This is a genomic window from Rathayibacter sp. AY2B7 (assembly GCF_002931635.1).
GTDB lineage: Bacteria > Actinomycetota > Actinomycetes > Actinomycetales > Microbacteriaceae > Rathayibacter.
Map to the genome: position 1 here is coordinate 1 of NZ_PSUC01000052.1, position 23092 is coordinate 23092.

Below are 23092 nucleotides of genomic sequence, written 5' to 3' on the forward strand. Positions count from 1 at the left end.
GTCTTCGGAGCACTCGTCGGGATCGCCGCGGTCGTCCTGGGGACGAGGGCGGGGTGTTCTCCGGCGGGAGAGGTGTGCTCATCGCGCGAGTATCGCAGAGCGGCGACGGCCTGCCGCGACATCGAGACGTCCCGTCTCAACATGTCCCTCCCCCCTCCCGCGGGATGCCACTCGGGCACGCCGGACACAGCGTGTCGCGGACCGGAGCGGCATCTCGCGGAGAGAGGCGGGACGGTGCGCCTCAGCGCAGCGACTCGAGCACGGCCTCCAGCTCGTCGACGGCGAAGTCGATCTCGGCAGCGGTGACCACGAGCGGCGGCGCCAGGCGGATCGTCGAGCCGTGCGTGTCCTTGGCCAGCACCCCGCGGGCCATCAGGGCCTCGCAGACGGCGCGGCCCGAGGCGAGCCGCGGGTCGATGTCGATGCCGGCCCAGAGTCCGGCGCCGCGGACGGCGACCACTCCGCGGCCGATGAGCGCCTCGAGGCGGGCGTGCAGCTGGGCGCCGCGCTCGCGGGCGAGGGCCTGGTACTCGCCGGTCGCGAGCATCTCGACGACCGCGAGGCCGACGGCGGCGGCGAGCGGGTTGCCGCCGAAGGTGGAGCCGTGCTGGCCCGGCTGCAGGACGCCGAGCACGTCGGCGTCCGCGACCACGGCCGAGACGGGGACGATGCCGCCGCCGAGCGCCTTGCCGAGCAGGTAGACGTCGGGGACGACTCCGACCAGGTCGCAGGCGAAGGTGGCGCCGGTGCGGCCGAGGCCGGACTGGATCTCATCCGCGATGAAGAGGACGTTGCGGCGAGCGGTGATCTCGCGGACGGCCGGGAGGTAGTCGGCCGGCGGCACGACGATGCCCGCCTCACCCTGGATCGGCTCGATCAGCACGGCGACGGTGTCGTCGTCGATCGCGGCCTCGAGGGCCTCCGCGTCCCCGAACGGGACCGTGCGGAATCCGGGCGTGAACGGGGCGAAGCCGTCGCGCGCCTCCGCGTCGTCGCTGAACGAGATGATCGTGGTCGTGCGGCCGTGGAAGTTGCCCGCCGCGACGATGATGTTCGCCCGGCCCGGAGCGACGCCCTTGACCCGGTAGCCCCAGGCGCGGGCGACCTTGATGCCCGACTCGACCGCCTCCGCGCCCGTGTTCATCGGCAGGACCATGTCCTTGCCAGCGAGCGCGGCGAGCGCCGTGACGAACGGGCCGAGGCGGTCGTTGTGGAACGCGCGGCTGGTGAGGGTGACGCGGCCGAGCTGCTCGCGGGCCGCCTCCAGAAGCACCGGGTGCGAGTGGCCGAAGTTCACGGCGGAGTAGGCGGCGAGGCAGTCGAGGTAGCGGACGCCCTCGACGTCGGTGATCCAGGCGCCCTCGCCGGTGGCCGCGACGACGGGCAGCGGGTGGTAGTTGTGGGCGGCGTGCTCCTCCTCCGCGGCGATGAGGGCGGCGGAGCGGGCGGTGTCGGTGTCGGTGATGCTCATGTCGTTCCTCCTGAGGGGACGATCGACTCTCCAGGAGTCGTCGCACTCGGCGTCGAGTGCGACGGATCGTGGACAGTGGAGGGTGGGTCGGCGCTGCGGGTCGCCGACCACGGGGAGTGGGTCAGCGGCGCAGCTCGAGCGTGCAGCACTTCACGCCGCCGCCGCCGAGCAGCAGCTCGGACAGGTCGACGCCGATCGGGTTGTAGCCGCGCTCGCGCAGCTGGCGCTCGAACCCCGTCGCGCGGGAGGCGATGACGACGTTGAGGCCGTCGGAGAAGGAGTTGAGCCCGAGCACGGACGCGTCCTCCTCCGAGACGAGGATCGCGTCGGGGTAGAGCTCGCGGAGGGTGCGGTTGCCCTGCTCGCTGAACGCGCTCGGAAGGTAGGCGATGTTCGTGTCGTCGAGCACGGCGATCGCGGTGTCGAGGTGGTAGAACGACGGGTTCACGAGCTCGAGCGTGACGACCTCGCGGCCGAAGACGCGGGCGACCTCGGCGTGCGAGTCGGAGGCGGAGCGGAAGCCCGTGCCGGCGAGGATCCGCTCGCCGACGAGGAGGAAGTCGCCCTCGCCCTCGTTGATCTCCTCGGGGACGCGGACGTCGAAGCCGGCCGAGCGGAACCAGTCCATGTACGCCGGGCCCTCGGGCTGGCGCTCGGGGTAGGTGAAGGAGGCGCCGTAGGCGATGCCGTCGATCACGAATCCGCCGTTGGCCGCGTAGACCATGTCCGGCAGTCCGGTCTCGGGCTCGATCAGCTCGATCGTGAAGCCGAGATCGGCGTAGGTGTCGTAGAGGGTCTGCCACTGCCGGACGGCGAGGGAGGTGTCGGTGGGGACCTGCGGGTCCATCCACGGATTGATGCGGTAGACGACGGTGAAGTGCTCGGGACGGCACATCAGGATCGTCTTCGCGACGGGAGTTCGGGCGGGTGCCTCGGCGAGCACGGCGGTATCGGTCATTCGAGTCCTCCTGCGAAAGGATGCGGATGAGCGGACCGGGTCCAGTGGCTCCGTGCCCCGCGCATGACGCAGCGGGATGGAGCACGCTCGCGCCCAGTCTTGCACGCGTCGATCGTGCGGTTCTCGCCGTGGGGCGCACGGAACGCGCGTGAACGGTGGGTGCGGCGCGGAAAACCGCCGCGGTTCTCGCACGGGGCGCTATGTTGCCGCCGCGACTCCTCTTCCTCGCCCTGAGGCAGGGGCTTTCGGAGCGACGACGCTGCGCCTCTCGACGAGAAGGCCTTATCCCTCTCTCTTGTCATCGCGCTGATGACATCTGTGGAATCCGCCGAATTCTGCCCTGAATGGGGGACTTAGGGCAGCGATAAGCGGCATGGGACGATCCCTCCGGCCCGACAGTCGTCGGCCTTCTCGCTCCGACGAATCCGGATGCCCTCCTCCATGCGAACGAAGACCCTCAGCGTCTCCCTTCTCCTCGCCCTGCTCCTCTCCCTCTTCGTCGCGACCCCGGCCCAGGCCGCGGGATCGCCGGCTGCGCCGACGAACGTGACCGTGACCGACAACGACTGCACCGATGCGGTCACCGTCTCCTGGACGCCGTCCGCGTCGGCGACGGCCGGATATCGGATCCACGTGTATAGCCAGTACTCGGGTTACTACGAAGACGGTGACGTCTACTCCGCAAAGCTGATCGAGACGGGGCGTGCCACGACATCGACGTTCGACCTTCCGCGGTCCTGGGACTACTACTACATCGAGGTGTCCAGCGTCTCGGACCTGAACGCTCCATACTCCGGCGGGACGGACGGGGAGTCTCTGGTCGCCTCTTCCACCCAGAGCGCCCCCGCCGAGGAGTCGCTCTACCACTTCTGGGACGTCCCCGCGCCGGGCGATCTGAGTGTCGCGGCAGATCCGACCTCGTCTCTTGCCACGGCGCGCTGGGAGAGGCCTTCCGCCGGTGGTGAAGACTGCAATTTCGACCGGTACTACTACGACCTCGACAACCTGAACTCGCAGGACGACTGGGACCAGTACCCCGATTACGATAGCTACCTCGACGCCGACGCCACGTCCGTCGACCTGAATATCGCCCCGTTCCAGCGGTACAAGTTCTGCGTGTGGGCAGCGTCGCTCAGCGAGCGCCCTTACAACGAGTCTCCTGATTTCTCGCACTCCCCGGAGTCGTGTGTCACCTTCGGCACCGGAACATCGGCGCCTTTCTCGCCCGACTACGTCGATGGGTACTCCTCGGGCACCGCGATCACCGTCACCTGGGCTGCCCCCTGGAACGACGGCGGTAGCGATATCACCGGCTACCGGGTAGCCCGCAACGGCACCGACGCGTCCGGCAGCGGCCCCTGGTCGACCGTCGTCGCCGCCGACCGCCGCTCGCAGACGTTCACGAACCTCCGCCCGAACACCTCCTACACCTTCACCGTTCAGGCGATCAACGCGGTCGGCACCAGCGAAGCGGCAACAGTCACCCGCACCGCCGACGCCTACGTCGCCCCGTCCGTCCCCACGCGCGTCGCCGGCACCACGAACGACAGCGTGCGATCCGCGACGATCTCGTGGGCGCCTCCGGAGTCGGCCGGCAACCCGGCGATCACCGGCTACCGCGTCTCGCGCAACGGCGTCGACAACGCGGGCGCCGGTCCGTGGTCGACGACGGTCGCCGCCACCGCCCGCTCCTTCACGTTCACGCACCTGGCGGCGGGCGCCACCTACACGATGAGCGTCAGCGCGATCAACGCCGGAGGCGACAGCGGGGCGGCATCGACCGTCGTGCGCATCGGTGGCACCGCCCTCACCGCCGCGACTCCGACCGTCACCGGCACCGCCGCGGTCGGCTCGACGCTCACGGCGAGCGCCGGCACCTGGGGCCCCTCCCCCGTGGCCCTCGCGTACCAGTGGCGCGCGAACGGCACCGCGATCAGCGGGGCGACCGGCACCACGTACCGTCCGGTCGCGGGCGACGCGGGCAGGGTGATCACCGTCGCCGTCACGGGCTCGAAGTCGGGCTACGTCTCGACGACACGCGTCTCCTCCGGGACCGCTGCCGTGACCGGCGGCGCGATCACCGCTGCGACGCCGACCATCAGCGGCACCGCGAAGGTCGGCTCGACCCTCACCGCGAAGCCCGGCACCTGGGGCCCCTCCCCCGTCGCCCTCGCCTACCAGTGGAAGGCGAACGGCACCGCTCTGAGCGGGGCGACGTCCGCGACGTACACGCCGACCGGCGCCACTCTCGGGAAGACGATCACCGTGACGGTCACGGGGTCGAAGTCCGGATTCACCGCCGTGACGAAGACCTCCGCGAAGACGAGCGCCGTGGTGGCGGGCACCCTCTCCGCCGCGACCCCGACGATCACCGGCACCGCGAAGGTCGGCTCCACCCTGACCGCCAAGCCGGGCTCGTGGGGTCCCTCGCCGGTGGGCCTCACCTACCAGTGGAAGGCGAACGGCACCGCGATCTCCGGGGCGACCTCCGCCACCTACAAGCCGACCAGCGCCACGGTGGGGAAGAAGATCACGGTGACCGTCACCGGCAAGAAGGCCGACTACACGACGGCGACGCGCACCTCCGCCGCCACCGCAGCGGTCGTCAAGTAGGGGATCCGACCCGGGTCGCCGGGGGAGCCTGCTCGCGCGGACTCCTCCGGCGGCCCCGGGGATCCACCACCATCGTCCCCCGGACGGGGGCCGATCCCGCCGACACCCGCTCTCGCCCGGAGGCGGGCGGCGGCTACCATTCAGACACCGTGTCCGCCGCGGCCTCCCGCGGATCCTGCCGAAAGGCCCGCCGTGCCCGCACGCTCCCTCGCCGCGATCGGCGTCTCCGCTCTCCTGCTGGCCGGCCTCGCGGCCGGTCCGGCCGTCGCCGCCCCCGATCTCCCGGGCGCGAGCGCCGCGCAGGAGGCGGCCGCCGAGGTCGTCCTCTCGGGCACCATCGCGCTCCGCGACGCCGATGAGGAGCACCCCGCCCCCGAGAACCCGTATTTCTACGTCCAGGTCGAGGACGCCGAGGGTGACGTGGTCGCCCAGGCGAACACGGGCGCCGACTTCTCCCTCCCCGTTCCCGGCGGCGAGCCCCTCACCGTCCGCGCGAACCTGATCGGCAGCGACGACTGGTACCCGACCTGGTTCGGCGACACCCCGGTCGCCGAGGCCGCGAGGACGACCCGGGGGACCGACGAGTCCGTCGCCATCTCCCTCCTGCGCACCGCCGAGCTGTCCGGATCGGTCACCGCCGACGCGGTCCCGGGCGTCTCCTCCCCCTCCTTCGACGTGCAGGCCTGGTGGGTCGACGGAGGGACGTACTCGCTGCTCGACACCGTCCCCGTCACCGGAGCCCCCGGCGCCGCCCGTGCGTGGGACACGGGCGACCTCGCCCTGCCCGCCGGCGACTACCTCCTGCGCCTCGTGGAGCCGGGGTACCCCGCCTACGACGACCAGTACTTCTCCCGCCTGGCCCGCCTCGACGAGCGCGCGGTCGTCTCCGTGCCGCCGGGCGGCCGCAGCGGCATCGACTTCTTCCCGTCGGCCTACTCCTCCGACGTCGCCCGCCTCGCCGGGACCGACCGGTACGCGACCGCCGTCGCGGTGACCGCCTCCGGATTCGCCGACGGCGCCCCCGTCGTCTACCTCGCCAGCGGAGCGAACTGGCCGGACGCGCTCAGCGCCGGCCCCGCCGCCGCGAAGCAGGGCGGCGCCCTCCTGCTCACCGACCCGAGCGTCCTGCCCGCCGTGGTGGCGGACGAGCTGCGCCGCCTCGCCCCGCAGCGGATCGTCGTGGTCGGCAGCGCCCTCTCCGTGAGCGACTCGGTGCTCCAGCAGGTGAGGGCCCTCGGGATCCCGACCGAGCGCATCGAGGGCGTCGACCGCTACGACACCTCGCGCCGGATCGTCGAGGACGCCTTCCCGGACGGCAGCTACGAGAACGTCTTCGTCGCGACCGGCACCAACTTCCCGGACGCCCTCTCGGTGGCGCCGATCGCCGGCCGCCGCGCCGAGCCCGTCCTCCTCGTCGACGGCGCCCGCTCGCGCCTCGACCAGCCGACCCGCGACACCCTCGCCGGACTCGACCCCTCCTCCGTGCAGCTGCTCGGCGGTGCGCCGTCGATCTCGACCGCCGTCGAGGCCGACCTGCGCGCCGCGAAGATCGCCGACACCGTGTCGCGCATCGCCGGGACGGACCGCCACGACACCAGCCGACGCCTCAACGACGTCTTCCCGCCGTCCGAGCTGGGCGACACCGTCTACCTCGCGACCGCCACCGGCTTCGCCGACGCGCTGGCCGTGGGCCCGGTCGCCGCGAAGCAGGGCGCCCCGCTCTACCTCAGCGAGCCGACCTGCCTGCCGCGCAGCACCCGTGTGAAGATGCAGGGCCACGACCTCGATCAGGTGCTGCTCCTCGGCAGCCCCCTGACCCTGTCGGCGCAGGTGCGCTCGCTGTCCGCCTGCTGAGACCCGAGACGCACCGCACGAGCCCTGGAGATCCATGAGCGCCACCGCCGACCGTCCCCTCCTCGTCGGCATCGAGACCGGGGGCACGAAGGTCGTCGCGGCGGTAGCCGACGCCGCTGATCCCGAGCGGATCCTCGCGACGACGACCCTGCCGACCCGCGGGCCCGCCGAGACTCTCGCCGATCTGGCCGGCTTCGTCAGCGGCCACGGAGTCGACGGCACCGTCGCCGCGGTCGGCGTCGCCTCCTTCGGCCCGCTCGACATCGATCCCGGCTCGCCGACCTACGGGCACCTCACCTCCACGCCGAAGCTCGGCTGGGAGGGCACCGACGTCCTCGGCCCGATCGGCGCGGCCGCACCGGGCGCCCGGCTCGCGCTGGTCACCGACGTCAACGGAGCCGCCCTGGGCGAGGCCCGCTGGGGCGCCGGAGCCGGAGTCGACGACTTCGTCTATCTGACGGTCGGCACCGGAGTCGGCGGCGGCGTGATCGCGGGCGGACGGCTCCTCGCCGGCAGCGGCTGGCCCGAGGTCGCGCACCTGCTGCCCCGCCGCCACCCCGAGGACGGCTTCGCCGGCACCTGCCCGTTCCACGGCGACTGCCTCGAGGGCCTGGTCGCCGGTCCCGCGATCTCGGCGCGCTGGGGCGTCGACGGCTCCCGCCTCGGCCCCGAGGAGGCGGCCGCGAACCTCCGCTTCAGCTCCTACTACCTCGCGCAGCTCGTCACGACGCTCGCCTACGTCGCGGGCGTGCGGCTCGCGGTCGTCGGCGGAGGCGTGTCGAAGACGCCGGGGCTCGTCCCCGCGGTCGAGGCCGAGGTCGAGCGGCTGATGGGCGCGCCCGGAGCGACGGGGACGGGCGGCGGACGGATCCGCATCGTGCGCCCGGCGCTCGGCGACGAGTCCGGGGTGCGCGGGGCGATCTCGCTGGCGGAGTCCCTGCTCGCCTGAGCTCTACCCTCGTCCCATGAGCGACCGACCCGTCGACCCCTCCGCCCCCGACTCCGGTCGCGACGAGACGGTGGAGGAGCGATCCGACCGCAACTGGAACGAGATCCTGCAGGAGCTGCGGGTCGTGCAGACCGGCACGCAGATCCTGGGCGGCTTCCTGCTGACGCTGTGCTTCCAGCAGCGCTTCGCCGACCTCGCGCCGCCGGACGTGGCGCTCTACCTCGTGCTCGTCCTGCTCGCCGCGTGCGTCACGATCCTGGCGCTGGCGCCGGTCATCGCCCACCGGCTGCTGTTCCAGCGGCGGAGGAAGGCCGAGCTGGTGCGGTTCGGCAACCGGGTGGTCACGGTGTGCCTCGCGGCGGGATCGCTGCTGTTCGTCGGAGTCGTGGGCTTCGTGTTCGACGTCGTGCTGGGCGGGCCGGCGGGCCTCTGGGCGGGCGGAGGTGTGCTGCTGCTGCTCGCCGTGGTCTGGGCGACCGCGCCGGTCCTCCTGCGGAGGCGCTGAGGGCGGCGGAGTCTGCCCGCCCCTCCCCCGCGAGTCAACGGGGTACCCGGGTCCGCCGCGCTCTTCCTACCGTGGCCGCGAGGCGCGCACCGCGCCGACGCGAGAGGAGCACCATGACCGACCGGACCGAGCAGCCGCAGGAGAACCCGCAGAACCACGACCACGTCGACGACGCGGGCGTCGACAAGCCCTCGCAGGCCGAGGGCGACGACACCGAGGGATCGGCCGGCTGATCGCCGCCTCGATCCCCGTCCTCCCCGCGATCGACAGCAGCGCGGCCGTCCTCGCCGACGGCTACCTCTTCGGGACGCGGCGCTTCGACGACGTGGGCGCGGACGCGTTCCGCACCCGGATCCTCGGACGGCCCGTGATCATGGCGCGCGGCATCGAGGCGGCGCGCTTCTTCTACGAGGGCGGGCGCTTCGACCGCGAGGGCGCGCTGCCCGGCTCGGTGCTGCACCTCCTGCAGGACGAGGGCAGCGTGCAGACCCTCGAGGACGAGCCGCACCGGAGGCGGAAGCGGATGTTCCTGGATCTGGTGGAGACGCCCGAGCAGCGGTCGAGACTGGTCTCGGCCTTCGCGCGGGAGTGGCAGGCGTCCGCCGCCCGGCTGACCGGCGAGCGGGTCCGCCTCCAGGACGTCGCCGCGGAGGTCCTGGGCCGCGCGGTCCTGTCGTGGGCCGGCATCGAGGCCGACGAGGAGGAGGTGCTGCGGCGCACGGACGAGCTCCGGGCGATGACAACGCCGGGCGCTTCGGCCCGCCCAACTGGGCCGCACGACTCCGCCGCCGCTCGACCGAGCGGTGGGCGCGCGGCCTGACCGAGGCGAGCCGGACGGCCGGACCCTCCCCGACTCCCCTGCACCGGATCGCGCACGAGAAGGAGGACGGCGGCCTCCTGCCCGTCGAGGTCGCCGCGGTGGAGCTGATCAACGTGCTGCGGCCCACGGTCACGGTGGGGCGCTTCGTGGTGCTGGCGGCGCTCGCGCTGCACCGGCATCCGGAGTGGCGCGAGCGGCTCGCCGACCAGGAGGAGCGCGTCGCGTTCGCGAACGAGGTGCGGCGCTTCTACCCGTTCTTCCCGATGGTCGGAGGAAGGGCCCGCCGGGAGCTGGACTTCCGCGGCGAGACGCTTCCCGCGGGGCAGTGGATGCTGCTCGACCTCTGCGCTACGGACCACGGCTCGCACTGGGAGGCGCCGGGCCGCTTCGATCCGGAGCGGTTCCGGTCGCCGGTCGACCGCAACGGCTTCATCGCCCAGGGCGGCGGGCACTACGGAGGCGACCACCGGTGCCCGGGCGAGCCGGCGACCGTCGACCTGCTGTCCGCGGCGCTGGAGCTCCTGGCCGCGGGGCACCCGTACGGCGTCGAGGACGGGCAGGATCTGCGCGTGAGCCTGCAGAGCTTCCCGACCGGGCCGGAGGACGGCTTCGTGGTGAGGTTCCGCTAGGGGCGGGCGGGCTCGGCTGGCGGCCTCGGCTGGCGGCCTCTGTCGGCGGCCTCCGCGGGGGCGGTCCTCCTCCACAGGCCGCGGTTCCGCGCGCTCTCCCCGGATCCGCTCGGGCACTCCCCGCCCGCCTCGCCCGACGAGCACGCTCGGGGTATGCAGAAGCCGAGTCAGTCCTCCGGAGCGCCGAGCTCCTCGAGCGCCCGCAGCGCCTCGCGGGCGCGCTCGAGACGATCGGCCTCGGGCTCGTCCCACCATGCCGGTCCGCGCTCGCCCAGCCCGTGCTTGGCGAGCCCGACCCTCCTGCGCGCCAGCGCCTCCGCCTCCGCGTCCTCGTGCATCCTGGCGGAGCGCACTCCCGAGCGCCCGCGCCCGAGGTGCGAGGTGAGGCCGGCGACCACGTCCTCTGGCAGCGAGGGGTCGGTGCGCCGCCATCGGCGGCCCTTCACCACGAGCCAGCGCTCGTCGTCCTCGTCGCTCACCCCGTCACCGCCGCCTCGGGTTGAGCCGGTCACCGGTGCTCGTGAGGTCCACCTGCTCCGGCAGCAGGAGCGCCTCGATCCGCCCCGCGGCGGAGAGCCGCAGCAGGTCGTCGACGAGGGCGCGCGAGCCGCCGATCAGCGTCGAGTCGAAGTCGACCTCGCTCGCGAGGTACCAGGCCCGGTCCTCCGGCCAGAGCGCGAGCGGAGTCTGCACGACGAGCCCGGAGGCGTCGGCGAAGCCCGCCGCGCGCGCCCACGCGGTGTCCTCGAGCACCCTGACGTCGAGCGAGAGCAGAGGCCCCTCCCGCCCCGGCAGCTCGACCGTCGCCGCGGCGGCGGTCGCGGGGTGCTCCCAGCCGGTCGGCCGGGTGTCGCTCATCCACTCGGGCAGCTCGTCCGAGGCGTCCGAGCGGGAGATCAGGATCCGCGACCCGCCGCTCAGCACGCCGAACCCCTCCCAGAACACGGCCAGGCAGTCCTCGGGAGTGCTCGTGTGCTCCGCGACCACGGCCGCGACGGCCGCGAGCTCGTCGAGCGGGAGCACTCCGAGGCGGGGCTCCGCGTACTCGTCGGGATGCTCGCCGGTGAGCGAGTACCACTGCGCGAGCGGATGCAGGAGCGTCCCCTCCCGCTCGGCGACCTCGCGCCAGCGCCGGAGCGGGTCCTCCTCGGACGGGTGCAGGATCCGCACGGCCGCCTCGAACAGCGGCGGGACGATCCCCTCGAAGCGCCCGAACGGCCCGAGAGCGCTCAGCATCGGCTCCGCCCGCGCGGCGTCCCGCTCGGCGCGCAGGGGCGGGTCCTGCGGTGTCGGCTCGACCATCGGCCCAGGCTAGCGCTGGACGGTCGCTCCGCTCAGGGCGGAGAGGGCCCGCTGCGGTCCCGTCTCGCGGGCGAGGCCCTCGGCGAGCGCCGCCAGCCGTTCCCGGGCGGGAGCGTCGAGTGCGAGCATCCGCCGCGCAGCCTCCGCGAGCTCTCCCGTGGAGGCGGCGTTGGGGTCGAGCACGGCGGCGAACCCGGCGTCCTCGAGTGCGGCCGCCCCCGCGAACTGGTCCGTCGAGAACGGCAGGACGACGAGCGGCACGCCCGCGGTCATCGCCTCCGTGACGCTGTTGTTGCCGCCGTGGCTGACCGCGAGTGCGGCCCTGCGCAGGAGCGCGACCTGCGGCAGGAAGCCGCGGACCAGCCAGCCCTCGGGGACCTCGCCCAGGGCCGAGCGCTCGGTCGCGCCGGAGGCGAGAGCCACCCGGACGGGCCTGCCCCCGGCCACGACGCCGGCCAGGGCCTCGACGACCCGGGCGAGCACGTCGTCGCGCACCGAGAGGAAGCTGCCGAAGCTCACGTAGACGACCGGATCCTCGGACGCGGCGAGCCACTCCTCGACCTCCGCGTCGTCCGGCTCCTCGCGGACGGCGGAGCCGAGGAACGCGTGCGGCGGCAGCTGAGCGGTGCGGGCCGAGTCGTGGAGCTCGCCCGGGTAGTTGAGCAGCAGGACGTCGCCGCTCTCGGCGAAGGCGTCGGCGCTGGGCGCCGCCCCGGGGTCGAGGGTGGTGAGGGCGGCGTTCCACTCCGCGGTGAAGGAGTCGCGCACCTGCTCGCAGAGGGCGCGGAGCGCATCGAGGTCGTCCGGCTCCGGAGCGAAGGCGTCCGGCCAGACCGGAGGGAAGCCGTAGACCTCGCCGGGCACCGTGAGCGCGCTGGGGTGGCCGAGCACGACGTCGCCGTAGGGCACGCGGAGTGCCTTCAGCGCCACGCGCGCGGTGAAGGCGAGGTGGTCGACCACGATCGCGTCGGGCTGCACCTCGTCGAGGATCACGCGCAGGCGCGCGGCGACGCCGGACGGGTCCCAGAGCAGGTCGGTGAGCCGCTCCCGCGCCTGGTAGGCGAGGGTCGGGACCATCCCGCGCCGGGTGGCGTCGAAGAAGCCGCGGAGGGACGCGCCCTCGTCGGGCGCCTGCTCCTCCGCGCGGATCGTGCCCGGGTTGGAGCCGCGCCCCAGCCGGAGCGCGATGTGCTCGAATCCGAAGCCGTCGACGATGGAGCGCGTCGCGTCGCCGGTGGCCACGACGACGCGCTCGCCCGCCTCCTGCCACGCCGTGCCGAGGGTCGCCAGCGGCAGCAGGTGCGACGCGTAGTCGGGGCTGATGATCAGCAGGGTCACGAGGCCCCCAGCACGAGCGGCGAGCGGAGAGGACGCTCCTGGTCCGCGGTCGCGTGCGCGTAGACGCCCGAGAGGGCATGAGCCATGGCCTGCACCGTGTAGCGCTCGGCGACCATCGCACGCCCGCGGGCCGCGGCGTGCTCGCCGAGAGGCCCTCCTGCGAGATCCAGTGCGGCGGCGGCGCCGGCGGCGAGCGCCGCGGGGTCGGCGGTGTCGACCAGGAAGCCGGTCTCCCCCTCCTCGACGTAGGTCGCGGGCCCGCCTGTCGCCGGAGCGACGACGACCAGTCCTGCGGAGAGCGCCTCGAGGAGGGCGATGCCGAACTCCTCCTTGACGCTCGCGCAGACGTAGGCGCCTCCCGGAGCAGAGAGCCCCGGTCGGCCGTGCCGGATCGCGCCGAGCCAGCGGGCCACGGTCCCGTTCGGGCGGTGGCCGGCCAGGAGCAGCCCGTCGGACGCGACGGCGCGGATGCGGTCGAGCTGCTCGCGCTCGTCGGGGCTCGGGTCGGCGAGGTCGCCGCCGACCAGGAGCAGGTTGGCGCGCTCCCGGAGCGAGGGGTCGGACGCCCAGGCCTCGGCGAGCGCCGCCATCCCCTTCACCCGGTGCAGGCGGCCCACGCTGAGCAGCAGCGGGAGGCCGCGGCGGTGCTCGGGCAGCTCCTCCAGCAGGAGGTCGAGCGAGGCCAGGTCGCCGCCCTCGTCCAGCGCGACCGGCTCACCGGCGGCGGAGGCCCGTGCGGCCGCCTCGCCGCGCTCGACCAGGCCGACGTCGATCCCCTCCGGGACGATCGTGTGCCGCTCCGGGTGCGCGGTGATGTCGACGCCGATCAGCTCGCGGATGGTCGCCGCCAGCTCCTCCCGCGGGAACAGGACGGTGTGCGCGGCGTCGGCGGCCAGGCGCTGCACCAGGCGCACGCGGAACCAGAAGTGCTCGGCGGCGTCGCGCTCACCGAAGTCCGCGCGGGTGAGGGCGCCGGAGGCGTCCAGGCCCGCGATCAGGGCGTGCGGGTCCGGAGCGAGGGTGAACACGACGGGGATCTCGAGCTCCCGGGCGACCGCGGCCGCCGCGAGGGATCCGACGTCCGCCATCCGCAGGTGCAGCACGTCGACCCGGCCGGCCGTGCGCAGGATCCGGCGGATGCCGCGCTCGGCGGCGATGCGACGGCTCCACGCCTGAGGCATGGCCACGGGCGGCCCCACGAACGGGACCGGAGCGAAGCCGTGGCCGGAGTCGGGCAGCTCGCCGAGCGCGCGCTCGGCCTCGGCCGGGGTCCCGCGCGAGAGCGTGAGCACCCGGTCGATGCCCTCCTGCTCGACGAGCGAGTCGCCCAGGCGCACCAGCAGGGTCGCGATTCCGCCGTTGTCGCCGGCGCCCACGCGCGTCAGGGTGCCGTCGATGTCGGCGTGGACGAAGAGCTGGGCGACCGTCGGTCCGGCCTCCACGGCCGGTGCGGGGGCGAGGTCGCCCAGGGCGAGCCGGGCGAGGGGCCCGATCGGCGCCGCCTCCTCGGCCAGGCCGGTGAGCAGGAGCTCGGCGTCGTCGGAGCCGCGCTCGCCGAGCGCGTCCGTCGCGGCGGCCCGCGCCTCCAGCCCCTCCGCGCGATCGGCGGCCACGTGCAGGAGGGTGCGCTCGGCGATCGCGCCGGGCACGAGGCCCAGGGTCTCGACGAGCCGTGCCCGGGCCGCCGCTTCGCGCTCCCCGAGCAGCGCGCCCTCGAGCGCGACGGCGACGAGGTCAAGGGTCGAGGAGGCCCAGAGCAGGACGGTGCGCTGCGCGAGCATGCCCGAGAAGCCGCCGTCGCGGACCAGGCGCAGCAGCGGTCCGAGCGCAGCGGGGCGGGGCAGGCGCCCGCCGAAGGCCCAGGCGGCGTGCTCGCGGAGGTACGGGCGCTCGTCCTCGAGCAGCATCAGCAGCGCGAGGTCGGCCTCCTCGTCGAAGACCTGCGCGAGCGAGTGCACGGCCGCGATCGCGGTGAGCTGGTCCGAGGGGTCCAGAGCGGCGCGGGTGAGCAGGCGCACCGCGCGGCCGCCGCCGTCGCTCACCGCGGCGACCGTCAGCTCGTCGGCCATCCGGACGGCCTCGAGCAGAGTGGGAGCGGCGCGCACGGCGTCGAGAGCGGTCTGCGTGGCCATGGTTCACCTGGTCTGTCGGAGCGGAGAGTGCGACGGAGCGCGACTCCCGACCGCTGGAGCGGCCCAGGAGGAGCGGACCGGTACCGAGCATGCCGCGTGGGCGGCTGGGATTTCGCCACTTGCGTCGGATCTCCTCCCGCGGTACGGCCTCCTGTCAAGGGGGTGATGGCCGCAGTTCGTCTGCGCAACGCGCGAGGATCCTCAGCCGCGGGTCCACTCCAGGAGCCGCTCGACCGGCCAGGTGGTCACGATCCGCTCCTCCGGGACGCTGAGCCGCTCCGCCCGCTCGGCTCCGTAGTCGAGCAGGCTCAGCTGGCCCGGAGCGTGCGCGTCGCTGTCGATCGAGAACAGGCAGCCCTCCTCGAGCGCGAGCGCGATCAGCTCGTCCGGCGGGTCCTCGCGCTCGGGGCGGGCATTGATCTCGACCGCGGTGGAGTGGTCGGCGCACGCGCGGAACACGGCCCGGGCGTCGAAGGTCGACGGCGGGCGGGTGCCGCGCTCGCCCGACACCAGCCGCCCCGTGACGTGGCCGAGGACGTCGGTCCGCGGATCCGAGGCCGCCGCGACCAGCCGGGCCGTCATCTCGCGGGAGGGCAGCCGCAGCTTCGAGTGGGCGCTCGCGACGACCACGTCGAGGCGGTCCAGCAGCTCGTCCGTCTGGTCGAGCGCGCCGTCCTCGAGGACGTCGACCTCGATCCCGCTGAGCAGCCGCAGGGGCCCGGTGTCGAGGCCAGCGAGATGGGCGAGCTGCTCCTCCAGCCGCTCCGCGCTGAGACCGTGGGCGACCCGGAGCCGCGGCGAGTGGTCGGTGAGCGCCAGGTACTCGTGGCCGAGCGCGCGGGCCGCGTCCACCATCGCGAGGACGGGCGTCGCCCCGTCGGACCACTCGCTGTGGCTGTGGAGATCGCCGCGCAGCCGTCCCCGCAGAGCGCTCGCGGGCGGAGGAGCCGAGCCGCGCAGCTCCGCGAGGTAGTCGGGCACCCGGCCCGACCGCGCCTGCTCGATCACCGTGAAGGTCGTGTCGCCGATCCCGGAGGCCCGCCGCACGAGGGCGAGGTCGTCCCGCTCGGCGGACGCCATCCCCTCCAGCACCGCGGCCGCCCGGCGGAACGCCTTCGCCCGGTAGCGGGAGGCCCGCTCCCGCTCGAGCAGTGCTGCGATCTGCTCGAGTGCCGCGATCGGGTCCATGCGCCCGGTCTACCACGGCGCCCGCCGCGGCCTCACCCCCTCGACGGCGGCCTCGGCTCCGGCCCCCGACCTCATCCCGCCTCGGCCCCGCCCCGGTCCCGGCCCGTCGACGCTGGGAACCGGCCGAGCCCCGTTGCCGACCGCAGCGATCGAGATATATCGTGACTCTCGTCCACTCGCGATGTATCGCGTTTCAGAAAGGCACCCCGGTGCAGGAGGAGGAGCTCATGTCCCTCGAGAAATGGCTCGTACAGGCCGGCGAGACGAAGGTCATCGACCTCGACGTCGTCCGCTCGGTCAAGGTCGCCCTCGTCGGCGGCCAGATCGACGTCATCGCCCACGACGAGCCGACCGCTCGCGTGGAGGTCCACAGCGTCGACGGCCGCCCGCTCAAGGTCTCGATGGACGGCGACCGCCTCGAGATCGACCACGTCCAGCTCCGCTGGGACACCATCGTCGACGTCGTGAAGGGCCTCGGCCGCCGCGGCGACCGCGCCGACATCAGCCTCCTCGTCCCCCGCGGCGTCGACCTCAAGTTCGACACCGTCTCGGCCGACGGCCTGGTCTCGGGTCTCCACAGCGACGCCCGCGTCTCGACGGTCGGCGGCGACATCGTCGTCGACGGCCTGCACGGCGACATCGAGGTGAACACCGTCCACGGCGAGCTCTCGGTCCGCAGCCACACCGGCCGCGTCACCGCGCGCACCGTCTCCGGCGACGTCACCGCGACCGGCGAGCTCACCCGCTTCACCGTCGACGGCGTCTCGGGCAGCGTGTTCGTCGACGCCGAGGGCACCCCCGACCGGATCCAGGCCAACACCGTCAGCGGCGACCTCACGATCCGCGTCGACGAGGGCCTCGGCGCCCGCTACCGCATCAACACCGTCTCGGGCACGCTCCAGCTCGACGGTTCCGTCGTCAAGGGCACCTTCGGCCGGGGCTTCACCTCGACCACGGGCTCGCTCGACTCGAAGTGGGTCGACGTCGCCGCCAACTCCGTCTCGGGAGACGTAGTTGTCGTCCGCCGGTCCGTCGCCGCGTCCTCCGCCTCGGTAGGCGAGGGCTGGGGCTCCCCCGGCACCGGCCCGGCCGACGACCGCCGCCCGATGGACGGGAGCTCGCTGTGAGCCCCGTCTTCGCGCACGGCCGCCTGCGCCTCTACCTGCTCAACCTCCTCGCCGAGTCGCCGCGCCACGGCTACGAGCTGATCCAGGCGCTCAGCGAGCGCTTCGGCGGCACCTACGCGCCCAGCGCCGGCACCGTCTACCCGCGCCTCGCGAAGCTGGAGGAGGAGGGACTCGTCACGAAGGAGGCCGACGGCCGCAAGACCGTCTACTCCATCACCGACGCCGGCCGCGCCGAGCTCGCGAACCGCGCGACCGACCTGGGCGACATCGAGGAGGAGCTCACCGACTCCGTCCGCCGGCTCGCCGACGAGGTCCGCCTCGGCGTCGCGGAGGCGATGAAGAGCCTCCGCGCCGACCTGGCCAGCGCCGCCCGCGACTCGCGGGAGCCCGGACGCCGACCGGAGCACTCCGCCGAGGAGCCGCGCCCGCAGGACACGTCCGGCACCCCCTTCGAGCAGCCCGCGCCGGAGCAGGCCGCACCGGCCTCGCCCGACGCGCGCACCGCCTCGCGGATCGCCCTGCGCGACGCCGAGGTGCTGCTCACCGAGTTCCGCGACGAGCTGCGCGCGGAGCTGCGCACCGCCGCCTCCTCGGGATCCGTGACGACCGCGAGCGTCGACGCCCTGCGCGTCGCGCTCGACGAGGCCCGCGCCTCGGTCCGCTCCACCCTGGACTGAGCCCGGACACCGTACCGCCGAGAGGGCGGGGATCCCGCCCGGGGTCCCCGCCCTCCCGGCGCTACTGCCGCCCGACCGCCAGCGCCTCCTCCTCCACGTCGAGGAACGCCAGAGCGCTCACCACCGCCGGCTCCTGGTACCGCCCCTCGGAGCGCGCGCGGAGCACCGCCTCCCGCTCGGCCGCGATCATCACGCGCCGGAGCCGGTTGTAGGCCTGCGGGAGCGGCTCCACGCCCTCGCCCTCCGGAGGGTTCTCCAGGGCGTCGGCGAGGAACGTCGCGTTCCGCCGCAGCCGGTCGAGCACGCGGTCCTCCACTCCGTCCTGCGGCTCCGCGTCGAGCCGGGCGAGCCCGGCGGCCTGCGCCTCGGCGAGCAGCATCTGCTTCTCGACGTGCTCCTGCATCTCGTTCGGGGCCGGGAGCTTCAGGGCGCGGACGAGCCGCGGGAGCGCGAGCCCCTCGACGAGCGTCCCCGCCACCACGATGAAGGCGAGGAACTGCAGGAACGCGCGCTGCGGCGTCTCCGCGGGCAGGAGGAACGCGGCGGCGAGGGTGACCACGCCGCGGATGCCCGCGAACGACACCCCGATCGCGGTCGGCCAGGTCCACCCGCGCTGCTGCAGCCGGCGCGGACCGTGCCGGAACAGCAGCGTCGTCATGCACATCCAGGCCACGCGGCTCCCGACCAGCGCCGCGAGCACGGCCGCGCCGATGCCGACCGTCTGCCAGACCCCGATGCCCGAGTCGGCCGTCGCCTCCACCACCGACGACAGGCTCAGCCCGATGAAGAGGAACACCGCGTTCTCGAGCAGGAACTGGATCGTCCGCCAGTTGAGCGACTCCGCGATCCGCGCCTGCGCGGACTGGATGACCGGCGCCCGGTAGCCCAGGTAGAGCCCCGCGACCACGACCGCCAGCACCCCGGAGCCGTGCAGCAGCTGCGCCGGGATGAACGCGACGTAGGGCGTCACCAGCGAGAGGCTCGTGTCCAGGACGGACGACTGCACCTGCTTGCGCACGAACCCGAGCAGCACGGCGATGCCGATCCCGACCCCGCCGCCCACCGCCACGGCCAGCACGAAGTCGAGCGCGATGCGCCCGGGAGTGACCGTGCTGACGATCGCCAGGAGGGAGGCGTTCAGCGCCACCAGTGCGGTCGCGTCGTTGAGGAGGCTCTCGCCCTCGAGCACCGTGAGCATGCGCCGCGGCAGGCGGAGCCGCCCCGCGATCGCCGTGACCGCCACCGCGTCCGTGGGCGCCACGATCGCGCCGAACGCGAGGGCCGCGGCGACCGTGATCGCCGGGACGACCATCCAGGCCACCGCGCCGACCACCGCGACCGTGAAGACGACGAGCCCGACCGACAGCAGGAGGATGCTGTCGCCGCGAGCGCGGACGTCGAGGACGGAGGTGCGGATCGCCGCCGCGTAGAGCAGCGGCGGCAGGATCCCGAACAGCACCACGTCCGGCTCGACCACCACCTCCGGGATCCCGGGGACGAAGGAGGCGAGGGCTCCGACGGCGACGAGCGCCACGGGAGCGGACCAGTTCACCCGCCCCGACAGCCCGGTGACCAGGACGGTCACCACCACGAACGAGACGATCCAGACGATCGCGACGACGGGCTCCTCCATCGCGCTGCTCCTCTCGGGCGCGGTGCGCCTCCGCGCACGATCATGGCACTGCGGAGGCGCTCGCGCGGCGCGGGACGGGACGGCCGGGTCGATCGGACCGCCCGGAGTGAGGATTGCCTTAATAAGGTGACCCTAAGTAAGGTGAGGCGACCCTTACCGATCCTCCGAGAGGACCACGCCGTGCATCCACGACGACCCCGCATCCACCGTGCCGCCATCGCGCTGCTCGCCACCGTCTCCCTGGCGGGCGGCGCCCTCGCGCTCGCTCCGTCCGCGTCCGCCGCCGCCTCGCCCGGGACCGTCACCGACGCCTCCTTCACCTGGGGTCTCAGCGGCGAGGCCGGCGGCGGCGCGTTCTTCGGCGGCTGCAACTTCCTCAGCGCGGGGACCGCCGGCGACACCGGCAGCTCCCGCCTCTGGACCGAGGCCGACGGCTTCTACGCCCAGGAGGCGGGCAACGTCTCGATCGTGAAGCCCGACGCCTCCGGCGCACTGGTGCCGACCAGCTGGGGCACCAAGTGCCAGACCGCCGCGGGCACCCCCGTCAACCCGGCCTCCACCGCCTCCCTCACCCGGAACGCGGTCCTCGTCGACGGCGGCACCGGCACGGTCGCCGCGGACGGCTCGACGCGCATCGAGTGGGACGGCTCCTTCACCGTCGCGTTCTACGGCGGGCTCACCTACTGGACCGCCACCGATCCGGTGCTGAGCGTGGACGGAGCGGGCAACGGGACGCTGACCGCGACCGCGAGCGGCTACGGCACCGACATGGCCGACCAGACGAAGTGGGTCCCGGTCGCCCCGCAGCAGGTCGTCCTCGCCGACATCCGCGGAGCCGCGGCCGACGACGACTCCCTCACGGCCGCTCCGGACTACCTCGGCGTCGCGGTCACCACGGCGGGGACCGCGCAGTCGCGCACCGGAGCGTCGTGGGGCTCGTTCCCGCAGAGCTTCATCGACTTCCAGGCGAAGACCGGCCAGAGCAGCTACTGGTACAGCTCCGGCGGCTCGCGCGACGCGGCCAAGCCCGCCTCGCCGCTCTCGGTCGCGTACACGCTGACGGGCGCCACGACTCCGGAGCCGACCACGCCGCCGACCACCCCGCCGACCGAGCCAGGCGAGCAGGACATCACCGTCCAGGTCCCGGCCGTCACCGCTCCCCCGGCCACCGGGAGCTTCGGCTGGGCGTTCGAGAGCACCGACGCCGTCAGCCTCGGCACGGCGGTGCAGGCAGGATCGACGTTCGTCGCGAACGGCGCGCTCAACACCATCGCCGTGACCGACACCCGCTCGGGCGGCTCGACTCCGTACGGCTGGAGCATCGCCGGGTCGGTCAGCGGCTTCACCTCCGCCGCCGGCGGCTTCGACGCCGGCTACCTCGGCTGGACGCCGAGCGTCGCCGGTGCGGGACCGGCGGTCGCGGCCGGCGCCGCTGTCGGCTCGACCCTCGAGAACGGGGCGGGACTCGCCGAGCCCGCGACGCTCGCCTCCAGCACCGCCGCGGCGAGCGCCTCCGTCGATGCGGCCGTGAAGCTCGTCATCCCCACCACGACGCCCGCGGGCGACTACGCGGCGACGCTCACCATCACCGCGCTCGGCTGACCGGCCGGGCGACCCCTCGGGGCGGCGCCGCACTCCTCCGGGAGGCGGCGCCGCCCTCTCGTCACTCCACTTCCTGCACCGAGACGGACCCCATGCACCGCTCCCCCCTCGCACTCACCGCCCTCCTCGTCGGAGTCGTGCTCGCGGCCGCGCCCGCCGCCGACGCGTCGACCGTCTCCGCCGCGCCCGCCGCCGACGCGTCGACCGTCTCCGCCGCGCCCGCCGCCGACGCGTCGACCGTCTCCGCCGCGCCCGCCGCCGCGACCGGCCCGGCCTGGAGCATCGGCCCGACCGCCGACGACTCCGGCGCCGTCCGCGCGAACTTCGACTACGCGCTCGATGCCGGAGCCGTCGTCGAGGACTCGATCTCGGTCCGCAACGACGGCGCCGCCGAGCTCGTCCTCGACCTCTACTCCGCCGACGCGTTCACCACCCGCGAAGGCGGGATCGACGTGCTCACCGCGGGAACCGCCTCCGAGGACTCCGGCACCTGGATCTCCCTCGACTCCGCGTCGCTGACGCTCGCCCCGGGCCAGGAGGCCGCCGTCCCCTTCACCGTGACCGTTCCGGCCGACGCCCTCCCCGGGGACCACCCCGCGGGGATCGTCACGTCCCTCCGCGTCGACGACCCGGACGCCCAGGTCCAGGTCGACCGCCGTCTGGGCACGCGCCTGCAGCTGCGCGTGGCGGGCGATCTCGTCCCGACGGTCGAGCTGTCGGAGCCGCGGGTGGCGTTCTCGGGCAGCTGGAACCCCCTCGCGGTCGGCTTCGTCACGGTCGACTACTCCGTCGCGAACACGGGCAACACCCGCATCACCGGGCAGACCTCCACAAGCGTCTCCGGTCCGTTCGGAGTCGCCGCGGCGAGCGCGCAGCGGCAGCTCCCGGAGGTTCTCCCGGGCTCGGAGATCGACGTGCAGGAGCGCCTCGACGGCGTCGGTGCGCTGCTCCGGCTCTCGGGCGCCGTGAGCCTGCAGCCCAGCAGCGTGGGCTTCGGTGCCGCGGCGATGGAGGCGGTCACGGCCGAGTTCGGCCTGGCCGCCGTCCCGGTCGCCGCCCTCCTCATCCTGCTGGGGGCCGCTGCGCTCGTCGCACTCGCCGTGGCCCTCGGGCGGCGCCGGGCGCGCGCCTCCTCCCGGGGATAGCCGCACCGCACGCGCAGAACGTCAGCGGAGAACAGCCGCCCTGCCGGGACAGAGGAGGCCCGACCGACGCAGCCGACGTTCTGCGCATCGGAGGAGTCGCGCCGACCACCGGCCGAGGGCGGGCGGCTCAGCCGGCCGCTCCCCGTCGCCACGGGAGGCACCCGGTGAGGTGCAGGACGGCCAGGACGGCGATCAGAACGGCGAGCGCCAGCGCTCCGATCAGCAGCGGGAGCACCGGGGAACCCGCCACCGCCTCCGGCACCAGTCCGCCGCCGTCGCGGACGACCGTGGTCGCCTCGCCGACGAGCCCCGCCTCCGCAGCGCCCGCCGCGGACGGAGGCGCCGTCGCGGCGGTCGGCCCCGCGGCCCCGGCCGCCGCCGCCGTGCCGCCGGTGGGAGCGGGGCCCGTGGGAGCGGAGCCCGTCGGCGCCGCACCCGTCTCCGGAACCGCGACGACCACGGGCGCGGAGGCGTCGTAGTTGACCAGGAGCGGGGTGGCGGGCTTCGCCGGATCGCGGACGCCGCCCGAGGTCAGCCAGTAGCCGACCTGGCCGGTCTGCTCCTGGAAGCGCAGGAAGCTCGGTGGGAACGATCCCCAGTGCGCCTCGTTCTCGGCGGTCCTGGGCACCTGCCCGCCGATCTGGCTCGCTACGCCCCGGTACTCCGGGATCACGCTGAATCCGCCGGCCCCGAGCGGTGCGCCGCGGACCTCGGCGAGCACGACCGAGGCGGCGGGGACCGGGCGCCAGACCGAGGCGTCGTCGCGGGAGGCGCCGTATCCGCTCGCGGTGGCGGTCAGCCGCCCGTTCCCGGCGGCGTCGAGCTCGAGCACCGGGTCGCTCGCGCTCCAGTAGGTCATGCCTCCGTAGAAGGCGACGGTGAAGGAGCCGCTCCAGCGGAGGGTCAGACCCGCTGCCGAGGCCTCGCCCGCGCCGCCGCCGATGACCACCTGGGTCTGGGTGCTCGACGCCGGCGAGGCGGCGCTGACGGCCGCGCCCGAGGGGTCGGTGCAGCGGGTGGCGAAGGAGGCGCCGGTCCACCCTCCGTCCGCCGTCGCCTTCTCGATCGAGACGGCCCCCTCCCGCGACGAGTAGAGGCCGTCCGCCTCGGCCCAGACGCGGGAGCCGCCGGTATCGCCCGCGGTGCCCG

At 74.1% G+C, this 23092-nt stretch carries 18 protein-coding genes and 1 pseudogene; 10 read left to right on the forward strand and 9 right to left on the reverse strand.

Annotated features, from left to right (window positions below; genetic code table 11):
• Positions 1–241: 241 nt before the first annotated feature.
• The gene (rocD, locus tag C5C27_RS10030) at positions 242–1471 is read right to left on the reverse strand and encodes an ornithine--oxo-acid transaminase (protein WP_181027169.1); all 1230 of its coding nucleotides are present in this window, start codon (positions 1469–1471) and stop codon (positions 242–244) included.
• 121 nt (positions 1472–1592) lie between these two features.
• Positions 1593–2429 (reverse strand): dimethylargininase, encoded by an 837-nt coding sequence (ddaH, locus tag C5C27_RS10035; RefSeq protein ID WP_104314290.1) that lies wholly within the window; start codon positions 2427–2429, stop codon positions 1593–1595.
• A 441-nt stretch (positions 2430–2870) separates the two neighbouring features.
• On the opposite strand from ddaH, the gene C5C27_RS10040 reads away from it, so the two are divergent.
• From C5C27_RS10040 to C5C27_RS10065, 6 genes are all read left to right on the forward strand, one after another.
• Positions 2871–5042 (forward strand): fibronectin type III domain-containing protein, encoded by a 2172-nt coding sequence (locus C5C27_RS10040; protein WP_181133497.1) that lies wholly within the window; start codon positions 2871–2873, stop codon positions 5040–5042.
• Positions 5043–5234: 192 nt separating this feature from the next.
• Positions 5235–6896 (forward strand): cell wall-binding repeat-containing protein, encoded by a 1662-nt coding sequence (locus C5C27_RS10045; RefSeq protein WP_104239528.1) that lies wholly within the window; start codon positions 5235–5237, stop codon positions 6894–6896.
• A gap of 34 nt (positions 6897–6930) precedes the next feature.
• Positions 6931–7845: an ROK family protein gene (locus C5C27_RS10050; protein ID WP_104260859.1), complete on the forward strand. Its 915-nt coding sequence runs from the start codon at positions 6931–6933 to the stop codon at positions 7843–7845.
• Positions 7846–7861: 16 nt separating this feature from the next.
• On the forward strand, positions 7862–8350 hold the full coding sequence (locus C5C27_RS10055) for a DUF6328 family protein (protein WP_104223741.1): 489 nt from the start codon (positions 7862–7864) through the stop codon (positions 8348–8350).
• 325 nt (positions 8351–8675) lie between these two features.
• Positions 8676–9170: a hypothetical protein gene (locus C5C27_RS10060; RefSeq protein ID WP_104314292.1), complete on the forward strand. Its 495-nt coding sequence runs from the start codon at positions 8676–8678 to the stop codon at positions 9168–9170.
• Between the two features lie 98 nt (positions 9171–9268).
• Entirely contained in the window at positions 9269–9799 is a 531-nt protein-coding gene (locus C5C27_RS10065; protein ID WP_104314293.1) for a cytochrome P450, read from the forward strand.
• Positions 9800–9966: 167 nt separating this feature from the next.
• On the opposite strand, the gene C5C27_RS10070 is transcribed toward C5C27_RS10065, so the two are convergent.
• From C5C27_RS10070 to C5C27_RS10090, 5 genes are all read right to left on the reverse strand, one after another.
• On the reverse strand, positions 9967–10278 hold the full coding sequence (locus C5C27_RS10070; RefSeq protein ID WP_104314294.1) for a biopolymer transporter Tol: 312 nt from the start codon (positions 10276–10278) through the stop codon (positions 9967–9969).
• Positions 10279–10282: 4 nt separating this feature from the next.
• Positions 10283–11101: a hypothetical protein gene (locus tag C5C27_RS10075; protein WP_104314295.1), complete on the reverse strand. Its 819-nt coding sequence runs from the start codon at positions 11099–11101 to the stop codon at positions 10283–10285.
• Between the two features lie 9 nt (positions 11102–11110).
• Positions 11111–12439, reverse strand: a complete 1329-nt coding sequence (locus C5C27_RS10080; protein WP_104314296.1) for a glycosyltransferase — start codon at positions 12437–12439, stop codon at positions 11111–11113.
• Positions 12436–14571, reverse strand: coding sequence for a glycosyltransferase (locus C5C27_RS10085; RefSeq protein WP_104314297.1), 2136 nt, complete (start codon positions 14569–14571; stop codon positions 12436–12438). The genes C5C27_RS10080 and C5C27_RS10085 overlap by 4 nt, the downstream gene beginning before the upstream one ends.
• 201 nt (positions 14572–14772) lie before the next feature.
• The gene (locus tag C5C27_RS10090; RefSeq protein WP_104314298.1) at positions 14773–15759 is read right to left on the reverse strand and encodes a PHP domain-containing protein; all 987 of its coding nucleotides are present in this window, start codon (positions 15757–15759) and stop codon (positions 14773–14775) included.
• Positions 15760–15986: 227 nt separating this feature from the next.
• Here C5C27_RS10090 and C5C27_RS10095 point away from each other — a divergent pair, with 227 nt between their 5' ends.
• Positions 15987–16886, forward strand: a complete 900-nt coding sequence (locus tag C5C27_RS10095; protein ID WP_244230533.1) for a hypothetical protein — start codon at positions 15987–15989, stop codon at positions 16884–16886.
• Positions 16883–17563: a PadR family transcriptional regulator gene (locus C5C27_RS10100; RefSeq protein ID WP_104314299.1), complete on the forward strand. Its 681-nt coding sequence runs from the start codon at positions 16883–16885 to the stop codon at positions 17561–17563. Before C5C27_RS10095 ends, C5C27_RS10100 begins: the two co-directional genes overlap by 4 nt.
• Before the next feature lie 61 nt (positions 17564–17624).
• Here C5C27_RS10100 and C5C27_RS10105 read toward each other — a convergent pair whose 3' ends face one another.
• Entirely contained in the window at positions 17625–19196 is a 1572-nt protein-coding gene (locus C5C27_RS10105; protein WP_104223748.1) for a sodium:proton antiporter, read from the reverse strand.
• A 180-nt stretch (positions 19197–19376) separates the two neighbouring features.
• Here C5C27_RS10105 and C5C27_RS10110 point away from each other — a divergent pair, with 180 nt between their 5' ends.
• Positions 19377–20798 (forward strand): hypothetical protein, encoded by a 1422-nt coding sequence (locus C5C27_RS10110; RefSeq protein WP_104314300.1) that lies wholly within the window; start codon positions 19377–19379, stop codon positions 20796–20798.
• A gap of 92 nt (positions 20799–20890) precedes the next feature.
• Positions 20891–21943 carry a WxL protein peptidoglycan domain-containing protein gene (locus tag C5C27_RS10115; protein ID WP_104314301.1) on the forward strand — a complete coding sequence of 351 codons (1053 nt, stop codon included), beginning with the start codon at positions 20891–20893 and terminating at the stop codon, positions 21941–21943.
• A gap of 127 nt (positions 21944–22070) precedes the next feature.
• Here C5C27_RS10115 and C5C27_RS18035 read toward each other — a convergent pair.
• Positions 22071–23092 (reverse strand): annotated as a pseudogene (locus C5C27_RS18035) (hypothetical protein); the annotation flags it as partial.